Source organism: Chitinophagales bacterium, assembly GCA_020636535.1.
In the GTDB taxonomy this organism is placed as follows: domain Bacteria; phylum Bacteroidota; class Bacteroidia; order Chitinophagales; family JADIYW01; genus JADJSS01.
Window position 1 is genome coordinate 239,737 of the sequence record JACJXT010000011.1, and the last position, 25,191, is coordinate 264,927.

Sequence of the window (25,191 nt, forward strand, 5' to 3'; positions counted from 1 at the left end):
CAATGGCAAGATATACAGGACCAACTACCAAAAAAGCAAGATCATTCGGTGATCCTATTTATGGTTACGATAAATCATACGAAAAAAGAAAGTATCCTCCAGGTCAACACGGCCCTTCTAAAAGAAGAGGTACTAAATCAGAATATGCTATTCAACTTAAAGAAAAGCAAAAAGCAAAATATACTTACGGTTTACTAGAAAGACAATTCTTAAACATCTTTAAAGAAGCATCTCGTAAACACGGTGTAACTGGTGAAAACTTATTAAAATTATTAGAATTAAGATTAGACAACACCGTATTTAGATTAGGTTTAGCACCAACTCGTAATGCTGCTCGTCAATTAGTTGCTCACAGACACATTACAGTAAACGGTCAAATCGTAAACATTCCATCTTACACTTTAAAAATTGGAGATGTTGTTGGCGTAAGAGTAAAATCTAAAAACTTAGAATTAATTACAGAAACAGTAAGTACTGGAAGAGTTAAAAAATATCCTTGGTTAGAATTTAACGATGAAAAACTAGAAGGAAAATATGTAGAAATTCCAGAAAGAGATCAAATTCCAGAAAATATTAAAGAACAATTAATCGTAGAGTTGTACTCTAAATAATAGTTCAGTTTAATATATTATTTTAAAAATAAGAATTTATAAATATGGCAATATTATCATTTCAAAAACCAGATAAAATTTTACTACAAAAAGCTACAGATTTTGAAGGAACATTTGAGTTTGCTCCATTAGAACCTGGCTTTGGTAATACTATTGGTAATGCACTAAGAAGAATTTTATTATCTTCTCTAGAAGGTTATGCCATTACTTCTGTTAAAATAGCAGGCGTTCAACACGAATTCTCTACTATTAAAGGTGTAATAGAAGATGTAACAGAAATTATCTTAAACCTTAAACAAGTTAGATTAAAAAGAGTACTACAAGATGTAGATGCTGGTTTCGAAAAAATTTATCTTTCATTAAAAGGTCAAGAGCAATTTACAGCAGCAGACATAGAAGCACATACTAATGTATTTCAAGTTACAAATCCAGAGTTGGTAATTTGTAATATGGACAAAGGTATAAACATAGAAATGGAAATTTCTGTTGGTAGAGGTAGAGGTTATGTTCCTGCAGAAGATCACTACTTAGATGGTGCAGCAGTAAACACTATAGCAGTAGATTCAATTTATACACCAATCAAAAATGTAAAGTACAGAATTGAAAATACGCGTGTAGAGCAAAGAACAGATTTTGAAAAACTAATCATCGACATTAAAACAGATGGTACTATTCATCCAGAAGATGCCATTAAAGAAGCTGCAAAAATTATGATTCAGCATTTAATGTTAATCTCTGATGAAAATATTACTTTCGATACAGAAGATAAAGCTAAAGAAGAAGTAGTAGACGAGCATATCTTACATATGAGAAAAATGCTTAAAACACCACTTGAAGATTTAGAATTATCAGTTCGTGCATTCAACTGTTTGAAAGCTGCAAAAATTAATTCATTAGCAGAATTAGTTCAGTACGATACGAATGAACTATTGAAATTTAGAAACTTTGGTAGAAAATCTTTAGTAGAAATCGAAGAATTAATTATAGAAAAAGGACTTCACTTTGGTATGGACTTATCTAAATTTAAAATCGAAGATTAATCATATTAGCATAGCTAATTAAATTTTAGAAAATGAGACACGGAAATAAAATTAATCACTTAGGAAGAAAGTACGGACATAGAAGTGCTTTACTCAAAAATTTATCGTCTGCTTTAATAGTACATAAAAGAATTGAAACTACTTTGGCAAAAGCGAAAGAGTTGAGAAAATATGTAGAACCAATTATTACTAAAGCTAAAGAAAATACTACACACAATCGTCGTTTAGCATTTAGTGGTTTGCAAAACAAAGAAGCAGCTAAAGAATTATTTGATGTGGTTGCACCAAAAGTAGGAGATAGACCAGGTGGATATACAAGAATCATTCGTCTTGGTGCTAGACTAGGTGATAATGCAGAAATGGCAATTATTGAATTAGTAGACTTCAATGAAACTTATAACTCATCTGCAGATGTAGAACAAAAGAAAACTAGAAGAAGCAGAAGAGGTGGTAAAACAGCAACGAAAAAAGAAGAACCAAAAGTTGAGGAAAAAGTAGAAGAGGTTGAGGTAGTTGAAGAACCAACTCAAGAAGAAAATAATGACAATCCACAAGCTTAAAATTAAATTTGGATAAATTGTAAAAGGATAGCTTTTTATATGGCTATCCTTTTTTTATTTTTGGAAAACGCTAAAACATGAATAAAGCAGTACTACTACTAGAAGACGGAACAAAATTGTATGGAACAAGTTGTGGAAAAATAGGCAAAGCCATTGGCGAAATCTGTTTTAATACTTCAATGACAGGTTACCAAGAGTTATTTACAGATCCATCGTACTTTGGTCAGTTACTCATTAGCACTAATGTGCATGTAGGTAATTATGGAACCATCGACACAGAAAACGAATCGAACAATATACAAATAGCAGGTTTAATTTGTAGAGAGTTTGCACATAACTATTCTAGAAGTCAAGCCAACGAAGACTTACAAGCTTACTTTGAAAAAAACAATTTGGTAGGCATTGCAGACATCGACACTAGAAAACTAGTCAAACACATTCGTAGCAAAGGAGCAATGAATGGTATTATTTGTTCTGACGGAACAGACGAAGCAACACTACAACAATTGTTGCAAGAAGCACCATCTATGGAAGGATTAGAATTATCATCAAAAGTAACTACCAATACTACTTATACATTGGGCAACGAACAAGCCAACTACAAAGTTGCTGTGCTTGATTTAGGTGTAAAGAAAAGTATCTTACAAAACTTCATCAATAGAGATTGTTTCGTAAAAGTCTTTCCTGCAAAAACATCATTTAATGAAATATTACAATTTCAACCCAACGGTTTTTTTATTTCTAATGGACCAGGCGATCCAGCAGTAATGGATTATGCAGTAGAAACAGTTCAGCAAGCATTAGAAAAAGAATTGCCAATTTTCGGAATTTGTTTAGGCAATCAAATTTTAGCAAGAGCAATGGGTTTGCCAACCTATAAAATGCATCACGGACACAGAGGAGGCAACCATCCAGTAATCAACCTTCAAACAGGAAAAGGTGAAATTACAACACAAAACCATGGCTTTGCAGTAGATATGGAAGCAGTAAAAAAAGCCAATACTGTAGAATTGACACATACCAATTTAAATGATGACACCGTAGAAGGATTAGCAGTAAAAAATAAAAAAGCATTTTCAGTACAATATCATCCAGAAGCATCACCAGGACCACACGACAGCCGCTATCTCTTCGACAATTTTATCAATATGTTGAAGTAACTTATAGCTAAAACTTCTTTCTGAATTTATTTCAGAATCTTTTTTAATATAGATGTAATGGACAAAAAAAATGATTCCATCTTTTTTGGGACACTACCATTTATCCTCTAAAATTTCTAATGCGTAATTTGGGAAAATTATTTATACCAATATCAATCAAAAACACTTTCGTTGATATTGGTAGTTAGTTCTACTTCACTTTTTAGTCGAATTAATAATGCTTCTGTTTTAGGAAATTCATATTCAAAGAAATAGGTAGCACTTGCTAGTAAATTTTGCCAGTTTTCTAAATTCTTTTTGTTTGATACATTGAGTAATTTCAACCATTGCCATGCAATTACAACAAAACTAAACAACTCTAAATATAGCGTAGCATCTGATAGAAAAACTTCAGCACCTTTTTTTTGTGCTTTTGTAACTAAAATCATAGTTAACTCTTGTAGTTGTTGTAATTTTTTCTCTAATAAAATAGCATAGTTAGCAATTGCCTCATTTGTCTTAGCAACTGCAATTTCTTTAAACGCTTCTTGCATTAACAACATGGTTGCTTTGCCATTTTGCATCATAATTTTTCTGCCTAATAAATCCATGCCATGCATAGCAGTTGTGCCTTCATGTATTGGATGAATTCTTGCTTCTCTGTAATATTGTTCAGCTGGAAAATCTTTAGTATAGCCATAGCCACCAAAACATTGTATGGCTAAGCTTGTGCTAATACAAGCAGTTTCTGCTGGATATGATTTGGCAATTGGTGTTAACAATTCTAGCAATAAATGGTATTTTTCTTTTTCTTCACCTTCGGAAATGGTTTTCATATCTTCATAAAAACAACATTGCATTTCTAATGCTAAAGCAATTTCTACAAACGATTTTTGAAACAACAATATTCTTTTAACATCGGCATGTTGAATAATTGGTATTTGTTCTGCTTCTGGATTTTTAGAAGAAATAGGTCGGCCTTGCTTTCTTTCTTTTGTATATTGTAGTGCATTGTAATAAGCAGCACTTGCAATAGAAGTAGCATGTAATCCTACAGAAATTCTAGCTTCATTCATCATCTGAAACATATACGACAATCCTTTGTTTTCTTCGCCAACCAAAAAACCAATGCAGTTGTCATTTTCGCCAACCATTAAGTGAGCAATTGGAGCACCTTTGTAACCCATTTTATGATAAACACCAGCTGTTGTTACATCATTGCTAGCAAGCTTGCCATTTTCATCTTCAATAAATTTAGGTACTACAAACAGAGATATTCCTTTAGTACCTTTTGGAGCACCTTTAATTCTTGCCAACATTAAATGAATCACATTGTCAACTGCATCGCTATCACCACAAGAAATAAATATTTTTTGTCCTTTGATTTTGTATGTACCATCATTCATTTTTTCTGCACTAGTAACCAGATCGCTTAAAGAGCTTCCTGCATTTGGTTCAGTAAGAGCCATAGTGCCTTGCCAATTGCCACTAAACATTTTAGAAAGGTATTTTTCTTGAAGCTGTTTACTAGCAAAACTTTCTATTAAATGTGCAGCACCCATTGTTAAATACGGAAATGCTGTAGCAGAATAATTAGCAGCACCTAAGATAAAACTAGCAGCATAACCAACCGTCATTGGCATTTGTAAACCACCTACTTCTTTTTTAGCAAGTGCATTTATCCAGCCACCTTCACCACAAATTTGCATAATGTTTTTAACATTAGGGTGTACTTTTATTGTACCATTTTCTAATACAGGTTGATTCCTATCCATCGCTAACCAAATTGGCAGAAAATGTTCTTTCGCTAGTTGGTCGGTTGCGTCTAAATACAATTGAATAGCATCTTGGTCGTAACCTTCGTAGTGATTGTGTGTGCCTAGGTTTTGAATTCCTAAAACATCAAAAAGAATAAAGTTAAGGTGTGCTTTGTTATAAAACTGCTCTGCTTGGAAAATGCTATTGATTTTGCTCATGAATCAAAAGTAAAAAAATAAGTAGAGATTTATTGTTTCCACTACAAAATTATTCCACTGTAACGCTTTTGGCTAAGTTTCTTGGTTGGTCAACATCACAGCCACGCATTACTGCTATATAATATGCTAATAATTGTAATGGAATAACTGATAAAATTGGACTCAACGGTTCTAAGGTTTCTGGTATTCTTATAATATGTTCTGAAAGTTTATCCATTTCGGTATCATTTTCAGAAACAATAGCAATAATTCTACCTTTTCTTGTTTTTACTTCTTCTATGTTAGACAATACCTTTTCGTAGTGTTGCGAACTTGGTGCAATTACTACTACAGGCATATTCTCGTCTATTAAAGCAATTGGGCCATGTTTCATTTCTGCTGCTGGATAACCTTCTGCATGTATATATGAGATTTCTTTTAGTTTTAAAGCTCCTTCTAGTGCTACAGGAAAATTATATCCTCTTCCTAAATACAAGAAATTGCCAACATCTTGATATTCTGCCGCAATGCTTTGAATTAGTTTATCTGCTTTAAGTGTTTCGTTGATTTTTTTAGGCAACACTTCTAACTCATTAATAAATTCGTGGAACTTAGTTTGTGTAATTGTTCCTTTTAAATAAGCAATTTGTAAAGCAATAAGTGTTAGTATACTAATTTGAGTGGTAAATGCTTTTGTAGACGCTACACCAATTTCTGGTCCTGCATGCGTATATGAACCAGCATCTGTCATTCGAGAAATATTAGAACCAACTACATTACAAATACCATAAGTTAATGCTCCTTTAGATTTTGCCAACTCTATCGCTGCTTTGGTATCGGCAGTTTCTCCTGATTGAGAAATAGCAATTACTATATCATTTTCATTAATTACTGGATTTCTATACCTAAACTCACTTGCATATTCTACTTCTACATTTACTCGTGCTAAGTCTTCTATAAGATATTCTCCAATTAAAGCACTATGCCATGAAGTACCACAAGCTACAATAATTATTCTATCTGCATTTTTAAAAGCATTTTCATGTTCTATAATTCCACCAAGATTTACCCAAAACTTATTATTATCTACTCTACCTCTAATGCTATTGTATACCGCTTCTGCTTGCTCGTTTATCTCTTTTAACATGAAATGCTCATAGCCACCTTTTTCAATAGCTTCTAGTTGCATTTCTAATTCATCAATATAAGGACTGTGTTGTTTATTGTCTTTTATTGTTTTAAATTCTTGATCTCCATTAAGATGCAATACTGCCATTTGTCCATCTTCTAAATAAGTAACCTTATTGGTATGTTCTACAAGTGGTGAACCATCAGATGCAATATAAAATTCATCGGTACCAAAACCAATTACCATTGGGCTACTTAGTTTGGCTGCTACGATTTTATCTGGTTCTTCAGAAGAAATAACTAAAATGGCATATGCACCAACTACTTCATTTAATGCTAGTCGAACGGCTTCTGCTAAATCTACTTTTGTGTTTTTTTGAATTTCATCAATAAGATGAGCCAAAACTTCAGTATCTGTTTCTGAACGAAATTCATATCCTCTATTGATTAACTCTTTTTTTAGTGACGAATAATTTTCTATGATACCATTGTGAATGATAGCTAAATTGCCATGCATATTTATATGTGGATGTGCATTGATGTCGTTAGCTTGACCATGCGTAGCCCATCTTGTATGTCCAATACCAATTTGTCCAGAAATATCTTGATTGGCAATAAAATCTTCTAGCGTTTTTACTTTGCCTTTTTTCTTATATACATTTAACTTATTATTTGGATTAATTAAGGCAATGCCTGCACTGTCATAACCTCTGTATTCTAATCGTTTTAATCCTTTAATAACAATTGGATACGCTTCTTTTTTTCCAATGTAACCAACAATTCCGCACATATGTAAATCCTTTTTTACAAGGTAATAAATATTAATTAATCGGTGTATAAATAATTTTTAACACTGGTTTAAGTGTCAAATTACTCGTAGTGCTTCCTGCTAAGATGACTCTATTTGGAGCATATCCAACATTAGATGCCAAATTGTAGTTTGGATCTGTTCCTGCTAAAAACTTAGTAGAAATATATGCTTTATTTATAGTAGAATTACCTACAGAAACTCTCTGTATTAACGATGTTATATTAAAATTATATTGATATATTTGAGTTCCATTTATAGTAGTAGAATCTAAAGTGGCACTTGCCAATAAGTTTGCATTGTAAGCATTATTATCATACAAATACAAAAGTGCAGGCAATTTAAAGTTGCCATTGCTATTATCTTGATACTGATTAAATGTAAGCACTGCTTTATTAATAGCTTTAATACCAAAGTTGCTAACTGTAGGAAACTTAACTTCTGTAAGTACACTAGATTCTCCAGAAATATATACTATAGAATCTGATTCGTTACTTGAACTTACTGCATTATTAATCGTACTACTAAGTCCATGATTATATAAATTAATACTATTAGAAAGTGTTGTAACAGAATTACCTACTATATACGCAAATTTTGTAGGAAAAGACAATGCATGTGTAGTATTATTACGATCTTTTACAAAAATTATCATTCTAGAATAACTACTAGACAAATCTACTTTTGCCATAATATTTGCTGAGTTCGCTGCTTCAACCATTAAACCAACAAATCTATCTTGAAAAACACTTAATTTACTTAGTACACTATCTGAGCTTCCTATTTGACTTACAAATTCATTAGCATAACTAGTATATAATGGAATCTTAAGTAAACTACTTACTCCTGCTGTATCATTTAAACCAGAAGATACTGCTTTAGCTGGTTCAAAATAATAATTGCTATTGCTTCCTACTGTTTGAACGCCAACAATACTGCTTTCGTTAGAGTAGTATGGTAAATATTCATTCAGCTTTACATTTAACTTCTTTACCGTAAAGTTTACAGGCGTAGTTGTATCGCCATAAACACTACTATATTTTAAATACAAGAAAACTGAGTCGATGGTAAAAGGACCTAATGAATCGTTTGGAATTCCAGATGGCATATTTATTTGTAGTGCTAATTTAGCATTGCTTGTACCAAAAATAGCATCGTTAATATATCCCAAGAAATTGAAATTCATTTTGTCTGTTCTAAATGGCGTTTCGCTAACTGTTTTTGTAAATAGCGAGAATGTATCTACGCTAACTACATTTAGCAAATCATCTCCAGGTAGTAAGTTGGCTCCAATATCTTCACTTTTTTTGCAACTGAATGCCAATAAACTAATCAACAAAATAGCTATAAGTTGTTTCATTTGTAGGTTAACGATTTAAGATAAAATATTATTATAGAATTCTAGATAATTGCTTTCTAAGTTTAGCTCTTCTTGGTAGTCTAACCAAGGTTTTTTGCTTTTTAGTTTTTTGTATTCTGCCATATTTTCTAGTGTCTCATTTCCCTGTATTATAGCATCAGCATATTTTATGCCAATTTTATTCAAAGCATTATTGTCTAAATCTTCTAGTAAAGCAATGTCTTTGTCTTTAACTTTGTCGCCAATTTTTACTTTCTCTAAAAACTTTTTCTTGAATTTTTTCTTAAAAGAATTTTCATAAACAGAATAAACTACCTTGCTATTTTCTAAGATAGGTTCTTTTGCATATTGTGTTTTTAAGAAAAGCGGAATTAAACTGGTCATCCAACCATGACAGTGAATTACTGTTGGAGCCCAACCAAATTTCTTTACTGTTTCCATTAAACCTTTGGCAAAGAAAAGCATTCTGTCTTCATTGTCATCAAAGAATTTATCGTCTTTATCATTAAATACAAACTTTCTTTTAAAATAATCTTCATTATCTAAAAAGTAAACTTGTATTCTAGAACCAGGAAGCGATGCTACTTTAATAATTAAAGGATGATCATAATCATCTATAATTACATTAATTCCAGATAATCTTACTACTTCGTGTAATCTATTTCTTCTTTCATTAATAACACCAAATCTTGGCATTAATACTCTAACTTCCCAACCATTGTCATTTGCGTATGGAGCCAATTTGCTAACTACGCTAGACATTTCTGTCAACGCCAAATATGGATCCATTTCTTGAGTTACATATAATAATCTTTTATTTTCCATGCTGTCTCCTAATCTTTTATAAGTTTTTTGTTTTGAAATGGCAAAGATACGAATTATATGTGTTAATATTGCTTAATAATTTTCAGCTAGTAAAATTGAAAGTATTTAGTAACATAAAAGATTTACAGCAACATCTGCAAGATTTACAAGTACATTTTATTAAAAAAATAGGATTTGTGCCAACAATGGGTGCTTTGCATGATGGTCATTTGTCATTGATTAGTGCTGCAAAGGAAAAATCGGATATTACTGTTTGTAGCATTTTTGTAAATCCAACACAGTTTAATGACAAACAAGATTTTGAAAAATATCCAATCAACATAGATGCTGATTTAGAAATGCTACTTGATGCAAAATGTGATGTAGTATTTATTCCTACTGTAGAAGAAATTTATCCTAATGGACTAAATGTTTTTCCTGAAGTAGACTTAGGTTTCTTAGCAACTACTTTAGAAGCAGCAAAAAGACCTGGACACTACGAAGGTGTTGTTCAAGTAGTAAAACGACTATTGGAAATTGTTCAACCACAACTTTTGTTTTTAGGTCAGAAAGATTATCAGCAATGTATGGTTATTCAAAAACTAATAGATACTTTTGAAATGCCAATAAGCATTCAGGTTGTAGCAACAGTAAGAGAAGATGATGGTTTGGCTATGAGTTCAAGAAATGTTCGACTAGATGATACAGAACGACAATTGGCAACCAAACTATCTCAAACTATTTTTGACATCAGAGATAATATTACTACGATAGATTTTAAATCGTACCTAAATAATCAAATAGAAGCACTACAACAAAATGAATTGATACAAGTAGACTATTTGATGATAGTGAACGGCAAAACTTTAGAACCAATTTCAACATATCAACCAGATATTCCTATTACTGTACTTATCGCTGCGTTTGTAGGTAAAATAAGACTCATTGATAATGTAATAGTTCAATAACTGTTGTAAAATTATAAGTTCAGAAGATAGGTCTAATTTTATTACAATACTCAACGAATTTCAATAGTTTTATTATCTTTAGTTAATGAAGCGTCTAGTACAATTTGGTTACTTGTTTGTAGTGGTGCTGTTTTTGTCTCAATGTAAAAAAGACGACAGCAATCTTAGAAAAGCCAATTCTTTTATAGAAGACCAAAGTATTATACAAGATCAATACGGAAGACAGCTTATTTTACATGGACTGAATACTTCGAGTTCTGCTAAATCTGACATAGAAAGACAACCTTGGATTATTGAATCTGATGTTGAGCGAGAAGCCAATGAATTTGGTTTTAACTTTGTTCGCTATTTAATTTTTTGGGATGCTATTGAACCACAACAAGATTTTTTTGATGATGCTTATTTAGATAAAGTAGAAGAAAAAGTAAATTGGTACACATCAAGAGGAATGTTCGTAATGCTAGATATGCATCAAGATATTTATTCTATACTATTTGGTGGAGATGGTGCACCAGAATGGGCATTACAAACTAACGGACATCCAATTAATAATAATGGCAGTGGTCCTTGGTGGTTGAAAAATATTGATCCAGCTGTAATTGCAAGTTGGACTAACTTTTGGTCGTATACTAATCATAAATATTTACAAGATCATTATATTATGGCTTGGCAAAAAGTAATGGAACGATTTAAAAACAATCCATTTGTAATTGGCTACGATTTAATGAACGAACCTTGGGGCGGCGATTTAATTAAAATTTTCATTACTGGCGAATTTGAAAAACAGTAACTCACTGCTTTTTATAATAGAATAATTCCTGCATTAAGAACTGTAGAAAATAACAAATATTTTTTCTTTGAACCAACACCAGCACCAGTTACTCTTGGTGCAGCTTCGAATCTTCAAACAATAAATGATGCAAGAGCTGGAAACAAAAAATTGGTATATGCACCACATTGTTATCCTGTGAGTTTGCATGAAGGCAATGACTACAATACTGGTGACCAACAAAATTTAAAAGACTGGAACACGCAAAGGCAAAAAGATGTTCAAACACATGGCAATATTCCTTTATTGTGTGGTGAGTTTGGTGTGTCGCCAAATGCATTAGGTTTTGATGAATATTTAACTGATGTTTTAGCTATGTTTGATAGTCATCAATGGAATTGGGCTTATTGGAGTAATGACAAAGGTGGTTGGAGTCCTTTAGATGAAAATAGAAATGAAACACCAATTGTAGAACATTTAATTAGAGTATATCCAAAAGCTGTAGCAGGAAAAATTGAGTCGTTTAACTACAATCCAACTCAAAAAATATTTACTTTATCGTATACGAATTATACAAATATAAATAAACCTACAGAAATTTTTATACCAAAAAGATTCTTTCCAAATGGATATGACTTAGAAATAGTAAAAGGAAATATTAAAAACACATCGTATAATGAAAGCAATCAAACTTTATTGATTGATGCTGACGAATATGAAACAATTGAATTAATAATAAAATAAATAGTTTAAATGAAAAAATATATTTATTTACTTGGAACTTTACTAGCATTAAATGCCTGTAAAAAAGAGAGCCGACCAGAAAATGAAGGTGAGTTTACTATACTAACTTACAATATTGCTGGTTTGCCTCAAGGATTTAATGATGACCAATTTCCAGTGAAACATACACCATTAATTAGTCCGTTAATTAACGATTATGATATTGTACAAGTACAAGAAGATTTTTGTTATCACGATAAATTACTACAAGGCGACAAGCATCCGTATAGAACTGTAACTTCTGGTTGTGTACCATTTGGTAGTGGTTTAAATACACTGTCTAACTTTCCAATACTAGGAATTAATAGAGCAAGTTGGAGTGCTTGTACTGGTGCTGATTGTTTAACACCAAAAGGTTTTACTTATAGCAAAATAAAATTATCTAATGATGTAGTGATAGACTGCTACAACTTACATGCTAATGCTGGAAAATCTGATGAGTCGTTTGAAGCAAGAAAAGTTGGCTTTGTTCAGCTAATGAATTTCATCAACAATAATTCTACAGGAAATGCCATAATAATTTGTGGTGATTTTAATAGCAGATATACTAGACCACAAGATACTTTGGAAATCTTCCTAAACAATGGTTTTGAAGACACTTGGTTAGAATTGGTAAGAAACGATAGTGTTCCTGCATTTGGTGATGATTTACGAAACTGTGATATTGGTGTAAATAATTTTGATTGTGAGAAGCTAGATAAAATCTTTTATAAAAATAACGACAAAATACAACTAACACCAATTTCTATTTCTTTAGATGATGCTCGATATTACGACAATGAAGGTATGCCATTGTCAGACCACGAACCAGTTGTAGTAAAGTTTAAGTTTAAATTGATAGAGTAGAAATTAAAATATATTGATAATAATAATTTTATAATTATCTACCAACCATTCTTGCTTCGCTGTCTAGTTTTAGACATGTAGCAATCATAAAAGAAAATGAGAGTAAAGATGAACCTCCATAACTTACAAATGGTAATGGAATTCCAATTACAGGCAATAATCCAATCGTCATACCTAAATTAATAGTAACATGTGTAAATATTATAGCTACGACCGAATAAATATAGACTCGCCCATATGGTGTTCGCTGTCGTTCTGCAATTCTAAGCAATTGTAATAACATCGTAACATATAAACCTATAAGTACTATTGAACCAATAAAACCCCATTCTTCGCCAATGGCAGAAAAGATAAAATCGGTGTTGGTTTCTGGTACATAATTGTATCTAGTTTGAGTTCCATTTAAATAACCTTTACCAAAAAATCCACCAGAACCAATTGCTATTTTTGACTGATTGAGATTATAAGCAATGCCTCTCTTTGCTTCTTTAGATAATTCTTGACCTAGTATTACATTTATTCTATCTCTTTGATGTTTTTGTAGTACATTATTAAACATATAATTTACCGAAAAAGAATAGATGATAGAACCAATCATAATTGCAGCAAATAATCTAGAACCAGCTTTATTTTTTCTAAAATAATAAATAAAGAAAGCTCCAAATGCAATGATTAATGACATTAATATAAATTTATTAAGTATTAATGATAATACTGAAACTAAAATCATATATAATCCAAAATAAATAATTCCGTCTGGCAATCCTTCTCTATTTAATACAAAAACAAAGGCAAGAAACACTATAGCAGAACCAGCATCACCTTGTGCTAAAACCATTAGCAAAGGAAAACCAATAATAGCAAAAGGAATGAGTTGCTCTTTTAGCGTTCTGAATTTTATACTTGGGTTATCAAAATATTTTGCTAGTGCCATTGCTGTTGCAAACTTAGCAAACTCAGAAGGTTGTAATTTAAAGAAACCTAAATCTATCCAACTTTGAGCTCCATTTGTAACGCTACCAATTACAAATACTAGCAACAATAAAAACATCATTACACCATAAATTGGATAAGATAAGAATTGTAATAATTTTCTATCTAAACCTAAAACAGTAATAAACATTAAAGCAGAAACACCAGCCCAAAGTACTTGCTTCATATAAGTATGTTTCATACTAAAGAAACTTTCGGTAATGTTGTAGCCAGTATACTCTGTAGCAAATACAGACAAAATTCCTATAATAACAAGAAGTATATAACAAAACAATACTGTCTTATCTATTGGATCATATGGTTTTTTATATTGACTCAATTGTTATTTTTTGAATTATTGATAGAATCTTGAACTTTCTTTTTTTGTAGTAAAATAGAATCTTGAATTCTTTTTTTATTACTGATAGAATCTCTAACTTGTTTTGCTCGCAATGGATCTCCTATAGTATCATAATATACTTTTCTATCAATTAAATCGGCATTAAACATTTTCTTTTCTAGTGGAATTCTTTTCTTAGCAATGGTATCATTTAAATATTTTTCTACCATTAAAGATGCAATTGGAGCAGCATAGGTAGCACCAAATCCTGCATTTTCTACAAAAACAGCAATGGCAATTTTAGGATTATCTTTAGGTGCAAAACCAGCAAAAACAGAGTGATCTTTTCCATGTGGATTTTCGGCAGTACCAGTTTTTCCACAAAAAATAATATCTGGAATTTGAGCTATTCTTGCAGTTCCTTGTTTTACTACTTTTTCTAATCCATCAATAATATATTTGAAATATGCTTTATTAATACCTACGCTTACTTTTTCTTTCTTAGGTTTTACTGCTTTTTTATCTTTCACTAAATACCTTGCAACAGTTGGTGTGTAGTAATATCCTTCATTAGCTATAGTTGCCATAGCATTGGCAATTTGCAAAGGTGTTGCTAAAATTTCTCCTTGACCAATAGCATTTGAAATAATACTAGCAGCTCTCCATTTGCTTTTTCCAAAAATTTTATCGTAGTACTGTACTGTTGGTAAATTACCTGATTTTTCACCATATAAATCAATTCCTAATTTATGACCATAGCCAAACTGGTACATATAATCCCACCATTTTTGATAACCTACTTGTGGTGAAGCATAAATGGAATCCATAATTAAATCGTTGTATACTTTACAAAAGTAAGAATTACAGGAATGTTGAAGTGCTGTTTGTACATCAGGAATTGCGTGAGAGCCATGGCATTTTACCACATGATTTCCTACTCTGTAACCTCCTGGACAAAACCAATTCCAGTCCCAAGGATGTGTACCATCTTGCAACATTACCAATGCTGCTGCTGCCTTAAATGTAGAACCTGGTGGATATTGTGCGTAAATTGGTCGATTGAGTAATGGCTTATACTCATCTCTAAATAATATATTAAAATTATGCTGACGATATCTGCCTGTTAATAAATTTGGATCGAAACCTGGACTACTAATATATGCTAGAATTTCTCCTGTACTAGGTTCTATTGCTACTACAGAACCTACTTTTCCTTCCATTAATTTTTCGCCATAAGCTTGAAGTTCTGCATCAATACCTGTAACTAAATCCCAACCTGCTTCAGCTTTTTTATCATCTTTACCATCTTTGTATTTCCCTTTGTAGCTGTTTTTCACATCAACCATAACAAAGTTAAATCCTTTTTCACCACGCAATCTATCATCATAAAAACTTTCTAGACCAGTTTTTCCTTTATAGTCGCCCATTTCGTAGTAGCCATTAGAGCTTTCAATGTCATTATCATTCACCTCACTTAAATAACCTAGCATTGCTGCACCACCATGATATGGATAAGCACGAACTGTTCTTGTTTGAACAGACAATGAAGGAAACATAAACAAGTACTCTTGGAATTTTGCATATGTTGCTTGGTCTATCAACTTAAATAAAGGTGTAGGTTTATTGGGTGTAGTAACTGAAATTTCTTCTAGTCGTTTTTTAACATAGTCGATATCTGCATTTAGTAATTGGCATAATTTTGCAGTGTCTAAATTTTCAGTAATATTTAGTTGAATTAATATATCATAAACTGCATTATTATATACTAGTACTTTTCCATCTCTATCTAAAATTAAACCTCTTGATGGATGTATTACTATTTTTTTTATAACATTATCTTTAGATTTTAGCTTGTAAATAGGACTTAATACTTGTAGTATAAATAGTTTTATGACCAATATTGCTGCAACAATAATTATTGCTTTTGCTAATAAACCGCTGTCGTTGCCTTGTCTCATTTACTACACCTCGTTTGATTTGAAGAATGAAAGTGTAAGTAGCCACATTAGTATTAATGAACTTGCTAAACTTAATACAAATTTTAGTAATGTGTGTAAGAAATGATGAAAAGAAAAGACTTCTAGAAAGAAGAATGCAAAATGATGTATAAAGAAACAAATTAGTGTATAGTAAAAGAACCAAGCATATCCTTGTTGTTTTACATTAGGTACATCTAGTTTGTCCCAACCTGATTTTGGTTGAAAGTTATCTAAAATAAAACTTCTAGAATAAGCCATGAGTGTTAAACTAGCTGTGTGTAAGCCACTAGTATTACTTAACCAATCTACTATAAAGCCAACAACAAAACCAATTACAACAACTAATGCTTTTGGTGTAGCCATTGGTAGTAATAATATTGCCAATGGATAAATCATGATATAAAATCGGTTGATTGGTAATACATTTAACAAGGTTACTTGTAATAAAACCAAGAACAATACTCTAATTATATTTGTAAATATAAATTTATAATTCATTGTTCTGTATATTGTGTAATTGTTGTAACTCTTCTTTTTGTTTATTAACTACAACATATACATAGCCAATTATGTTTATGGAGTTGGTTAGTTTTACATTACAGATAAAAAAACTTGATGTTGGATCTGGTTCTACTTTTTGAACAATAGCTACTGGAAAATCTGGTGGAAATATAGCTGAATAACCTGTCGTAACTATAGTATCGTTTGGTTTTACTGGAAGTGTTTTACTTAATTCTAGTACTTGTAATTTAAAAGGATCAACACCATTCCAAGTTAAGCTACCTAATGCATTTGATTTTTGATGTTTAATACCAATTGGCGTATTGGTACTAATTACAGAACGCACCAAGGCAAAATTATTAGTAACATTAGTAACAATACCTACTACACCATTAGAGCTCACTACACCTTCTCCTTTTTGAATGCCGTCTTTTTTTCCTTTGTTAATTGTAATATAATTAACTTGTTTATTAATAGAATTATCAATTATTTTAGCAGGAATATAGTCAAACACATATTCTTCTGAAGCCAAAGGCATAGTAGAATCTATAATTGGATATATATTTTGGTGTTTTATTTGTTTCCGAAGTTCAATATTTTCTTGTTGTAATATTTTATTATTTTTTCCTGCGTTTAAAAATTGTACAACAGCATTGTTTAACGAAACAAATTTTGCAGCAACACCATTGGCTGTATTCAACATTTTTACTTCTTGATATTGATTGCTTTTGTATATTAAACTTAAACTAATTATTTCTAGTATAATAAATATTATAAGTGTATGAAATCGGTTTATTAGATAATATATAGTTCGCATTGATTAGCTCATCAAGAAAGTAAATCTGTGTCTGTTTTTTAAAGCAATAGCAGTTCCTCTAGCTACAGCTCTCAACGGATCATCAGCAACTTTAACAGGTAATTTAGTTTTAACAGCAATTCTTTTATCTAAACCTCTAAGTAATGCACCTCCACCAGTTAAATATAGTCCTTTTCTATATATATCTGAAGCTAATTCTGGCGGTGTACTTTCTAGAGCTTTCATAATGGCTTCTTCTAATTTAGAAATAGATTTATCTAAAGCACCAGCAATTTCGCTATAAGAAACCATGATTTGTTTTGGAATACCTGTTAATAAATCTCGACCATGAACTGGAAAGTCTTCTGGTCCACCATCATCTAAATCTTGTAGTGCAGAACCTACATTCATTTTAACTTGCTCTGCTGTTCTTTCACCAATTAATATATTGTGTTGTCTTTTAATGTACTCAATAATATCCATGTTAAAATCATCACCTGCAACTCTAATTGATTGGTCGGTAACAATACCAGACAAAGCAATTACTGCAATATCTGTTGTACCACCACCTATATCAATAATCATGTGTCCTTCTGGAATTTCAACATCTAAGCCAATACCTAAAGCAGCAGCCATTGGTTCGTGAATTAAATATCTTTCTCTTGCGTTAGCATGTTCGGCAGATTCAATTACTGCTCTTTTTTCTACCTCTGTTGTTCCAGATGGAATACAAATTACCATAGTAAGTGAAGGTTTAAACCATCTGCTTCCATCGTTAATCATAGAAATAAAACCACGAATCATAGCTTCGGCAGCTGTAAAGTCGGCAATTACACCATCTCTAAGCGGACGAATGGTAACTATATTGGCATGTGTTTTTTCGTGCATGAGTTGAGCTTTCGTTCCTACCGCAATCACTTCACCAGATTTTTTATCTACCGCAACGATAGATGGCTCATCAACAACAACTTGATCATTATGTAAAATTACTGTGTTGGCAGTACCTAAGTCTATTGCTATTTCTTTGTTTAAAAAACTAAATAATCCCATTATTTTTCTTTATAAATTTTGCTATTAAAATTAATCTTTATTCTTCAATTGGTGAAAATAATTTGAAAAATTAATATTCTTTATTATTTCTATTTTTATATATTGTTTAATGTTTAAAATGTCTTATTCCTGTAAGCACCATTGCCATTTGATGTTGATTACAAAAATCGATAGAATCTTGGTCTTTAATACTTCCGCCTGGATGCAATACTGCTTTAATTCCTGCATTGTAAGCAATTTCTACGCAATCTGGAAATGGGAAAAATGCATCAGAAGCCATTACAGCACCATTTAAATCGAAATTAAATTGTTTTGCTTTTGCAATTGCTTGCTGCAAAGCATCAACACGAGAAGTTTGTCCGCAACCCATTGCCAGCAACTGATTATTTTTTGCTAATACAATGGTATTGGATTTTAGATGTTTTACAATCTTAGCAGCAAATAGTAAATCGTTGATTTGTTTTGTTGTAGGTTGCTCGTTGCTTACTACTTTTAAATTTTGTTCTGTGTCTGTAAAATCATCATAATTTTGAATAATAAATCCATTTAATATAGATTTTATTTGTAATTTATTTTGTAGTAGATTTTTTTGTTTTAAGATTCTTCTGTTTTTCTTTTTCGTTAGAATATCTAATGCTTCTGAAGTAAAATCTTTAGCAATTAACACTTCAAAAAACAAACCGTTCATTGCATTAGCAATAGCAACATCTACTGTACCATTACAAGCTAAAATTCCACCAAAGGCAGAAACTGGATCGCCTGCCAAAGCTTTATTCCATGCTTCTAACAAATTATCATCAGAAGCAACACCACAAGCATTGGTATGTTTTACTACAACAAAGGTTGGTTGTGTAAACTCTTGAATTAATCGTACTGCTGCATCAATATCTACAATGTTGTTATACGATAATTCTTTACCACTCAGCACTTCAAAATCTTCATTCAAATTGCCAAAATAGCTTGCTTTTTGATGAGGATTTTCGCCATATCGTAATGATTGAGCTTCTGTTTCGCTAATTTTTAAAGAATTAGCAGTCTCATCACATAATAAATAATCATATATTTTTATATCGTAATGGCTGCTTAAAGCAAATGCTTCTTTAGCGAATAATTTTCTTTGTTCTAACGAAGTACTTGCTTCTTGAGTTTCTAATAAACTCGCTATAGTTTGATATTGATTTTTCTGACTAACAATTACGGTATCTTTATAATTTTTAGCAGCAGCTCTTATTAAACTAATGCCACCAATATCTATTTTTTCTATGATAGTCGCTTCATCATTTGTAGTAGCAACGGTTTCTTCAAAAGGATATAAATCGACAATTACTAAGTCTATTTCTGGAATTTGATATTGTTGTAACTCTTCAATATCAGATTGATTTTCTCTTCTTGCCAAAATGCCACCAAATACTTTTGGATGTAGCGTTTTTACTCTTCCACCTAAAATACTTGGATAATCTGTAAGTGTTTCAACAGCGACAACATGGTATCCTAAATCTTCAATAAATTGTTGTGTTCCACCAGTAGTATATATTGTAATGTTGTGTTGTTTTAAAATTGGCAATAAATTCTCCAATCCATCTTTATAAAATACTGATATTAAAGCTGTTTTAACTTTTTTCAAAACGATTTTTTTGCAAAAGTAGATACTCTATAATTAATAGTAGTTGGTTTAGCGTAAAACTATTGTTATTTTTCCTTTGTTTGAGAGTCAAAACAATAATCATCAATTACCTTAGGAAAATATTGATGCTCTAACTGTAAAACTTTTTCTGCAATTTTTTTTGGTGTATCGTTTGGTGCAATATCCACTTTTGCTTGAAATAAAACTTGTCCATCGTCATATACTTCATTGCATAAATGAATGGTAATACCACTTTCTTTCTCTTTATTATCATGCACTGCTTGATGTACATACATTCCATGCATGCCTTTTCCACCATATTTTGGTAGTAAAGCAGGATGAATATTTATGACTTTATACTTATCTAAAATAGTATTTGGAATCAACCATAAAAATCCAGCTAAAATAATAGTATCTATTTGATGTTCTTGTAGTACTTGTAAAACAGTTCCGTCTTTAAATTCAGTTTTAGAAAAAATATAATATGGAATATTATACGATGCTGCAATATTTTTAACTCCGGAATTTTCATTATTTGACAACAACAATGCAACGCTTACTTGCTGATGTTCATCAAAGTAACTGCAAATGTTTTTAGCATTAGAACCAGTTCCACTTAAAAATATGGCCAATTTAATGGTACTCACTTTTGCAAAAAAACAAAATAAATTCGTATTTTTAACGGCTTAAATTATTTGTGAATGAAAAAAGCTTTAATAACTGGGATTACAGGACAAGATGGTGCTTATTTAGCTGAATTACTTTTATCAAAAGGATATGAAGTACACGGAATTAAAAGAAGAAGTTCTTTATTTAACACAGATAGAATAGACCACTTGTACCAAGATCCACATGAAAGCAATGTGAATTTACATTTACACTATGGCGATTTAACCGACTCTACCAACTTAATTAGAATTATACAAGACATTCAACCTGATGAAATTTATAACTTAGGTGCAATGAGTCATGTTAAAGTGAGTTTTGATACTCCAGAATACACTGCTAATGTAGATGCTGTTGGTTCGCTAAGATTATTAGAAGCCATTCGTTTATTAGGTTTAGTCAACAAAACAAAATTGTATCAAGCGTCAACATCTGAATTGTACGGAAAGGTACAAGAAATACCACAAAGTGAAAAAACGCCTTTTTATCCTCGTTCACCATATGCTGTAGCTAAAATGTATGGTTATTGGATTACGGTAAACTATAGAGAAGCATATGGTATTTATGCTTGTAATGGCATATTGTTTAATCATGAGTCGCCATTAAGAGGTGAGACTTTTGTTACTAGAAAAATTACAAGAGCAGTTTCTAGAATTGGTTTAGGTTTACAAGACAAATTATTCTTAGGAAACTTGAATGCGAAAAGAGATTGGGGACATGCAAAAGATTATGTGGAAGCGATGTATTTAATTCTTCAACAACCAGAACCAGAAGATTATGTAATTGCAACTGGTGTTACTACAGAAGTTAGAGAATTTGTAAAAATGTCATTTGCAGAATTAGGTATAGAAGTCGAATTTAAAGGTAGTGGTATTGACGAAAAAGGATACATTGCAAAATGTAATAATCCAGATTACCAAGTAGAGATTGGTAAAGAAGTAGTTGCTATTGATCCAAGATATTTTAGACCAACAGAAGTTGATTTATTAATTGGTGATCCTACAAAATCTAAGACTAAATTAGGTTGGGAACCAAAATACGATTTAGCTGCTTTGGTTAAAGATATGATGCAAGCAGATATTCAACTATTTGAACGCGATAAATATTTAATGGAAGGTGGACACAAAACCTTTAATTACCACGAGTAAAAAAGGTAACTGAATTAGATTATAAGCATAATAAAAAACATACTACGACTGATTAAGTAATTCTAGAAATTCTTTTTTCTTGCGTTTGCTAATTTCTATTTCCATTCCATTTTTCATAATAGCAGTATTATAAGTACCTAACTCTTTTATGCTATTTATATTTATAATGTGTGATTTATGACATCTAAAAAAATGAAACTCTATTAGTTTACTTTCATATTCTTTTAAAGTTTTAGCAATTATAATTTTAGAGTTATCAAGCATATAAAAAATAGTATAATTACTCTCTGAGCTTAGTGCAACAATATCTTTAATTGGCACAAATTGAATACCATCTTTACTTTGCAACATTAATTTTGCCGATTCTTTTTCTTGAATCTGTTGTGCCTTAGCTTCTATCTCTCTAATTTTAGTCAGTCGTTCTTTCGCTTCTAATTTTAAGACCAACTTTTCAATAGCACTACAAAAATCTTTATACTGAATAGGTTTTAATAAATAATCTAAGCAATTATTTTTAATAGCATTTATAGCATACTTATCATGCGATGTTGTAAAAATTACTTCAAACTCTATTTTCTCAAAGGCATCTAAAATGTCCATTCCTCTACCATCTAGTAATTCTACATCTAAAAAAATAAACTGTGGCTGATGATTCTTTATAGCAGTTATAGCAGTTTGTACCGTTTGACATTTTTCTATTACATTAATAGAATATGCTTTATACTGTTGTATATGTCGTTCTATAACTTGCTGAAAAAGCAAGTCATCTTCTATTAAAACACAATTCATCAACCTTTTTAAATTCTAAATATATGTTAATAATTCTAAGCCATTTAAACCTAGATATTATTGACTAGTCTAATATACAAATAAAACAAAAAAAAGATATGAAAAAATTAAGCGTATTTATCGTAATGAGCTTTTTCGCTGCCTTTTTAATAATGGCACAACCACCTCAAGGTTTTAAAAACAAAATGGATAAAAAAGAATTTACTCCAGAACAAAAAGCTACTAAGATGTCTGAGAAAATGAAAACAGATTTGGGCTTATCAGACGAGCAAACAAAACAAGTCTATAACCAAATCTTAGCTAAAGACAAAGAAAGAGATGCTATTAAAGCAAAGTATCAGCCAACTTTAGACAAGAAAGATGCAGAGCTAAAAGCAGTGCATGAAAAATACAAAACTCAACTAGAGCCAATGCAAAAAGAAATGAAAGCAAGTATGGAAAAAGGGAAAGACGATTTAAAAAACATCTTAACTAAAGAGCAATTGGAAAAATGGGAAAGCATGAAACCAAAATTTGATGGAACGAATGGACCAAAAGGCAAAAAAGGGTGTATGCCTCCACATGCACCACAACAAGAAGAGAAAAACTAAAACAGCTTCATTTGTTAATAGTAATTTGGAAGGAGTGCTTTTTAATTTAGCACTCCTTTTTTTATTTATTCAAAGAAAGAGCATTTTAATTGCTAATAATTTATTTTTCTGCTTATTTTATTGTAAAATTAGCAATAATGAGTTTATTTTATTGTAAACTCTTATTGATTAAGGACTAAAATAGTATCTTTGCTGTCCGTTCTTAAAATTGTGGGGTGATGAAATTGGCAGCCATGCCCTCTTGTCTCGGGGGTGAGGAGTCCGAAATAAAGACAGCGTATAGCCGGTTTGTTCCGACAGGGGTTGACCACCAAGCATTGCACTGTTCCTAATCGCCTCGTGGAGGTTCGAGTCCTTCCCCTACAGCTTACAAGCTACCTTTTAATAGGTAGCTTTTTTATTTCATGTTAATTAATACTAACCTAAGTTATAGATCACATTTATTATTTTTTTTTGGAAAAAATAGAGGATAATTTATCAAGAAAGGTATAGGTAATAACAGCAGATATTAGGTTAACTAAAAAGTTATAAGGACTCTGTGTCTAGTATGATTTATGTCACAAATTGTCATTTGCCGATTCAATGATTCTTCTTTTTTAGGTGGTATTTTTTCTGTCATGTCTACTAATTTATTTTTCATATTAGTTCGAATATCTGTAATAATTTTTAGTCCACTTAAGTAATGCCTCTTCAAAAAAACTTAGCAGAAATAAATTCTTTATCTGTAAAGCAAAGCCCTTTTTTATTCTTTTTAAGAGTTAGGTCTAACAATAAAAGACTTTCAACTATTTATAAATTTGTATCTTTGTAAAAAATATATTGTGAATAAAAACGACAAAATATTTGTAGCTGGACATAATGGTATGGTTGGTTCTGCCATTGTAAGAAAATTACAACAAGAAGGTTATACCAATATACTGACTGCCTCTTCTAAAGAATTAGATTTAACTAATCAACAAGCAACAAGTACTTGGTTTGAAGCCAATCAACCTGATTTTGTTTTTGTAGCTGCTGCAAAAGTTGGTGGCATTCAAGCCAATAATATTTATCGTGCCGATTTTTTATATCAAAACTTAATGATTGAGTGCAATACCATTCATGCTGCATACGAAAACAAAGTAAAAAAGTTGCTTTTTTTGGGTAGTACTTGTATTTATCCTAAGATGGCACCACAACCTTTGAAAGAAGAATATCTATTAAGTGGTTTTTTAGAAGAAACTAATGAACCATATGCTATTGCAAAAATTGCTGGAATTAAATTGTGCGAATCGTACAAAAGGCAATATGGTTGCGATTTTATTTCTGCTATGCCTACTAATTTATACGGACCAAATGACAATTACGATTTAAATAATTCGCATGTATTGCCTGCTTTGATTAGAAAATTTCATGAAGCTAAAATCAACAATGAACCAGAGGTAATTATGTGGGGAAGTGGCACACCTTATAGAGAATTTTTACATGCAGACGACTTAGCTGATGCACTATATTTCTTAATGCAAAACTACGATGGAGAAACATTTGTAAACTGTGGTAGTGGTGTAGAAATTACGATTAAAGATTTAGCTATTTTAATAAAAGAAGTTGTTGGCTACGAAGGTGAAATTATTCACGATACTACAAAACCAGATGGCACACCAAGAAAGTTGACTGATGTAAGTAAATTACACGAAATGGGTTGGCAACACAAAATCAATTTAAAAGAAGGCATTACCAAAGTGTATGATGACTTTGCTAAAAATTATGAGCAAATAGTAAGCAAGTATAAGTAATAAAAAAATAAAGCGAATTATAATATATAATTCGCTTTCCTTAAATATAAGACTACTACCAAAAACTTGTGATAAGAATTTATCTTGTCGTTATACAATGTTATCACCATTTATTTAGTTTTTAGGTTTCAATTTCTTAGTTCTTATTACTTGCACATATGATGATTTTTATTAATATTATTACTATATTTCT

General features: G+C 31.2%; 23 protein-coding genes. 11 read left to right on the forward strand and 12 right to left on the reverse strand.

All coding sequences use genetic code 11. The annotated features are described in order from the left end of the window. The first annotated feature begins 2 nt into the window (after nucleotides 1-2). The 4 genes from rpsD (at nucleotide 3) to carA (ending at nucleotide 3,371) form a co-directional block, all read left to right on the forward strand. Nucleotides 3-611, forward strand: a complete 609-nt coding sequence (rpsD, locus tag H6553_01500) for a 30S ribosomal protein S4 (protein MCB9032494.1) — start codon at nucleotides 3-5, stop codon at nucleotides 609-611. 44 nt (nucleotides 612-655) lie between these two features. After that, on the forward strand, nucleotides 656-1,651 hold the full coding sequence (locus tag H6553_01505) for a DNA-directed RNA polymerase subunit alpha (protein ID MCB9032495.1): 996 nt from the start codon (nucleotides 656-658) through the stop codon (nucleotides 1,649-1,651). A 32-nt stretch (nucleotides 1,652-1,683) separates the two neighbouring features. Continuing rightward, on the forward strand, nucleotides 1,684-2,211 hold the full coding sequence (gene rplQ / locus H6553_01510) for a 50S ribosomal protein L17 (protein ID MCB9032496.1): 528 nt from the start codon (nucleotides 1,684-1,686) through the stop codon (nucleotides 2,209-2,211). A 77-nt stretch (nucleotides 2,212-2,288) separates the two neighbouring features. Then, entirely contained in the window at nucleotides 2,289-3,371 is a 1,083-nt protein-coding gene (carA, locus tag H6553_01515) for a glutamine-hydrolyzing carbamoyl-phosphate synthase small subunit (protein MCB9032497.1), read from the forward strand. A gap of 152 nt (nucleotides 3,372-3,523) precedes the next feature. On the opposite strand, the gene H6553_01520 is transcribed toward carA, so the two are convergent. From H6553_01520 to H6553_01535, 4 genes are read right to left on the reverse strand one after another with little or no spacing between them, the layout of a single operon-like run. Next, nucleotides 3,524-5,326 (reverse strand): acyl-CoA dehydrogenase, encoded by a 1,803-nt coding sequence (locus H6553_01520; protein ID MCB9032498.1) that lies wholly within the window; start codon nucleotides 5,324-5,326, stop codon nucleotides 3,524-3,526. A gap of 49 nt (nucleotides 5,327-5,375) precedes the next feature. Continuing rightward, a complete protein-coding gene (glmS, locus tag H6553_01525) occupies nucleotides 5,376-7,223 on the reverse strand; it encodes a glutamine--fructose-6-phosphate transaminase (isomerizing) (protein MCB9032499.1) in 1,848 nt (615 codons plus the stop codon). Between the two features lie 31 nt (nucleotides 7,224-7,254). Next, on the reverse strand, nucleotides 7,255-8,601 hold the full coding sequence (locus H6553_01530; protein ID MCB9032500.1) for a DUF4270 family protein: 1,347 nt from the start codon (nucleotides 8,599-8,601) through the stop codon (nucleotides 7,255-7,257). Nucleotides 8,602-8,616: 15 nt separating this feature from the next. After that, nucleotides 8,617-9,426, reverse strand: a complete 810-nt coding sequence (locus tag H6553_01535) for a glycogen/starch synthase (GenBank protein MCB9032501.1) — start codon at nucleotides 9,424-9,426, stop codon at nucleotides 8,617-8,619. Nucleotides 9,427-9,458: 32 nt separating this feature from the next. Between H6553_01535 and H6553_01540 the strand changes: the two genes are divergently transcribed. The 4 genes from H6553_01540 to H6553_01555 all read left to right on the forward strand — a co-directional run bounded on the left by H6553_01540 (nucleotide 9,459) and on the right by H6553_01555 (nucleotide 12,771). Further along, the gene (locus H6553_01540) at nucleotides 9,459-10,373 is read left to right on the forward strand and encodes a pantoate--beta-alanine ligase (GenBank protein ID MCB9032502.1); all 915 of its coding nucleotides are present in this window, start codon (nucleotides 9,459-9,461) and stop codon (nucleotides 10,371-10,373) included. Between the two features lie 85 nt (nucleotides 10,374-10,458). Next, nucleotides 10,459-11,163: a cellulase family glycosylhydrolase gene (locus H6553_01545; GenBank protein ID MCB9032503.1), complete on the forward strand. Its 705-nt coding sequence runs from the start codon at nucleotides 10,459-10,461 to the stop codon at nucleotides 11,161-11,163. 177 nt (nucleotides 11,164-11,340) lie between these two features. Then, nucleotides 11,341-11,886 (forward strand): hypothetical protein, encoded by a 546-nt coding sequence (locus tag H6553_01550; GenBank protein MCB9032504.1) that lies wholly within the window; start codon nucleotides 11,341-11,343, stop codon nucleotides 11,884-11,886. A gap of 9 nt (nucleotides 11,887-11,895) precedes the next feature. After that, on the forward strand, nucleotides 11,896-12,771 hold the full coding sequence (locus H6553_01555) for an endonuclease/exonuclease/phosphatase family protein (GenBank protein ID MCB9032505.1): 876 nt from the start codon (nucleotides 11,896-11,898) through the stop codon (nucleotides 12,769-12,771). Between the two features lie 34 nt (nucleotides 12,772-12,805). Here H6553_01555 and H6553_01560 read toward each other — a convergent pair whose 3' ends face one another. The 7 genes from H6553_01560 to H6553_01590 all read right to left on the reverse strand — a co-directional run bounded on the left by H6553_01560 (nucleotide 12,806) and on the right by H6553_01590 (nucleotide 20,671). Continuing rightward, nucleotides 12,806-14,083 carry a rod shape-determining protein RodA gene (locus H6553_01560; protein MCB9032506.1) on the reverse strand — a complete coding sequence of 426 codons (1,278 nt, stop codon included), beginning with the start codon at nucleotides 14,081-14,083 and terminating at the stop codon, nucleotides 12,806-12,808. Continuing rightward, nucleotides 14,080-16,041 carry a penicillin-binding protein 2 gene (gene mrdA / locus H6553_01565; protein ID MCB9032507.1) on the reverse strand — a complete coding sequence of 654 codons (1,962 nt, stop codon included), beginning with the start codon at nucleotides 16,039-16,041 and terminating at the stop codon, nucleotides 14,080-14,082. The genes H6553_01560 and mrdA overlap by 4 nt, the downstream gene beginning before the upstream one ends. Before the next feature lie 3 nt (nucleotides 16,042-16,044). Beyond that, nucleotides 16,045-16,560, reverse strand: a complete 516-nt coding sequence (locus tag H6553_01570) for a hypothetical protein (protein MCB9032508.1) — start codon at nucleotides 16,558-16,560, stop codon at nucleotides 16,045-16,047. After that, entirely contained in the window at nucleotides 16,550-17,380 is an 831-nt protein-coding gene (locus tag H6553_01575; protein MCB9032509.1) for a rod shape-determining protein MreC, read from the reverse strand. The genes H6553_01570 and H6553_01575 overlap by 11 nt, the downstream gene beginning before the upstream one ends. Nucleotides 17,381-17,383: 3 nt before the next feature. Then, a complete protein-coding gene (locus H6553_01580) occupies nucleotides 17,384-18,409 on the reverse strand; it encodes a rod shape-determining protein (GenBank protein MCB9032510.1) in 1,026 nt (341 codons plus the stop codon). Between the two features lie 106 nt (nucleotides 18,410-18,515). After that, on the reverse strand, nucleotides 18,516-20,039 hold the full coding sequence (purH, locus tag H6553_01585) for a bifunctional phosphoribosylaminoimidazolecarboxamide formyltransferase/IMP cyclohydrolase (protein ID MCB9032511.1): 1,524 nt from the start codon (nucleotides 20,037-20,039) through the stop codon (nucleotides 18,516-18,518). A gap of 59 nt (nucleotides 20,040-20,098) precedes the next feature. Then, nucleotides 20,099-20,671 (reverse strand): phosphoribosylglycinamide formyltransferase, encoded by a 573-nt coding sequence (locus H6553_01590; GenBank protein MCB9032512.1) that lies wholly within the window; start codon nucleotides 20,669-20,671, stop codon nucleotides 20,099-20,101. A 63-nt stretch (nucleotides 20,672-20,734) separates the two neighbouring features. Here H6553_01590 and gmd point away from each other — a divergent pair, with 63 nt between their 5' ends. Continuing rightward, entirely contained in the window at nucleotides 20,735-21,847 is a 1,113-nt protein-coding gene (gene gmd / locus H6553_01595; protein MCB9032513.1) for a GDP-mannose 4,6-dehydratase, read from the forward strand. 42 nt (nucleotides 21,848-21,889) lie between these two features. Here the strand turns inward: gmd and H6553_01600 are convergent, their stop codons facing one another. After that, nucleotides 21,890-22,636 carry a response regulator transcription factor gene (locus H6553_01600; protein ID MCB9032514.1) on the reverse strand — a complete coding sequence of 249 codons (747 nt, stop codon included), beginning with the start codon at nucleotides 22,634-22,636 and terminating at the stop codon, nucleotides 21,890-21,892. A 98-nt stretch (nucleotides 22,637-22,734) separates the two neighbouring features. Between H6553_01600 and H6553_01605 the strand changes: the two genes are divergently transcribed. Both H6553_01605 and H6553_01610 read left to right on the forward strand, forming a co-directional pair. Next, nucleotides 22,735-23,226, forward strand: a complete 492-nt coding sequence (locus H6553_01605; protein ID MCB9032515.1) for a DUF4890 domain-containing protein — start codon at nucleotides 22,735-22,737, stop codon at nucleotides 23,224-23,226. Between the two features lie 821 nt (nucleotides 23,227-24,047). Continuing rightward, nucleotides 24,048-24,998, forward strand: coding sequence for a GDP-L-fucose synthase (locus H6553_01610; GenBank protein ID MCB9032516.1), 951 nt, complete (start codon nucleotides 24,048-24,050; stop codon nucleotides 24,996-24,998). Nucleotides 24,999-25,191 lie beyond the last annotated feature (193 nt).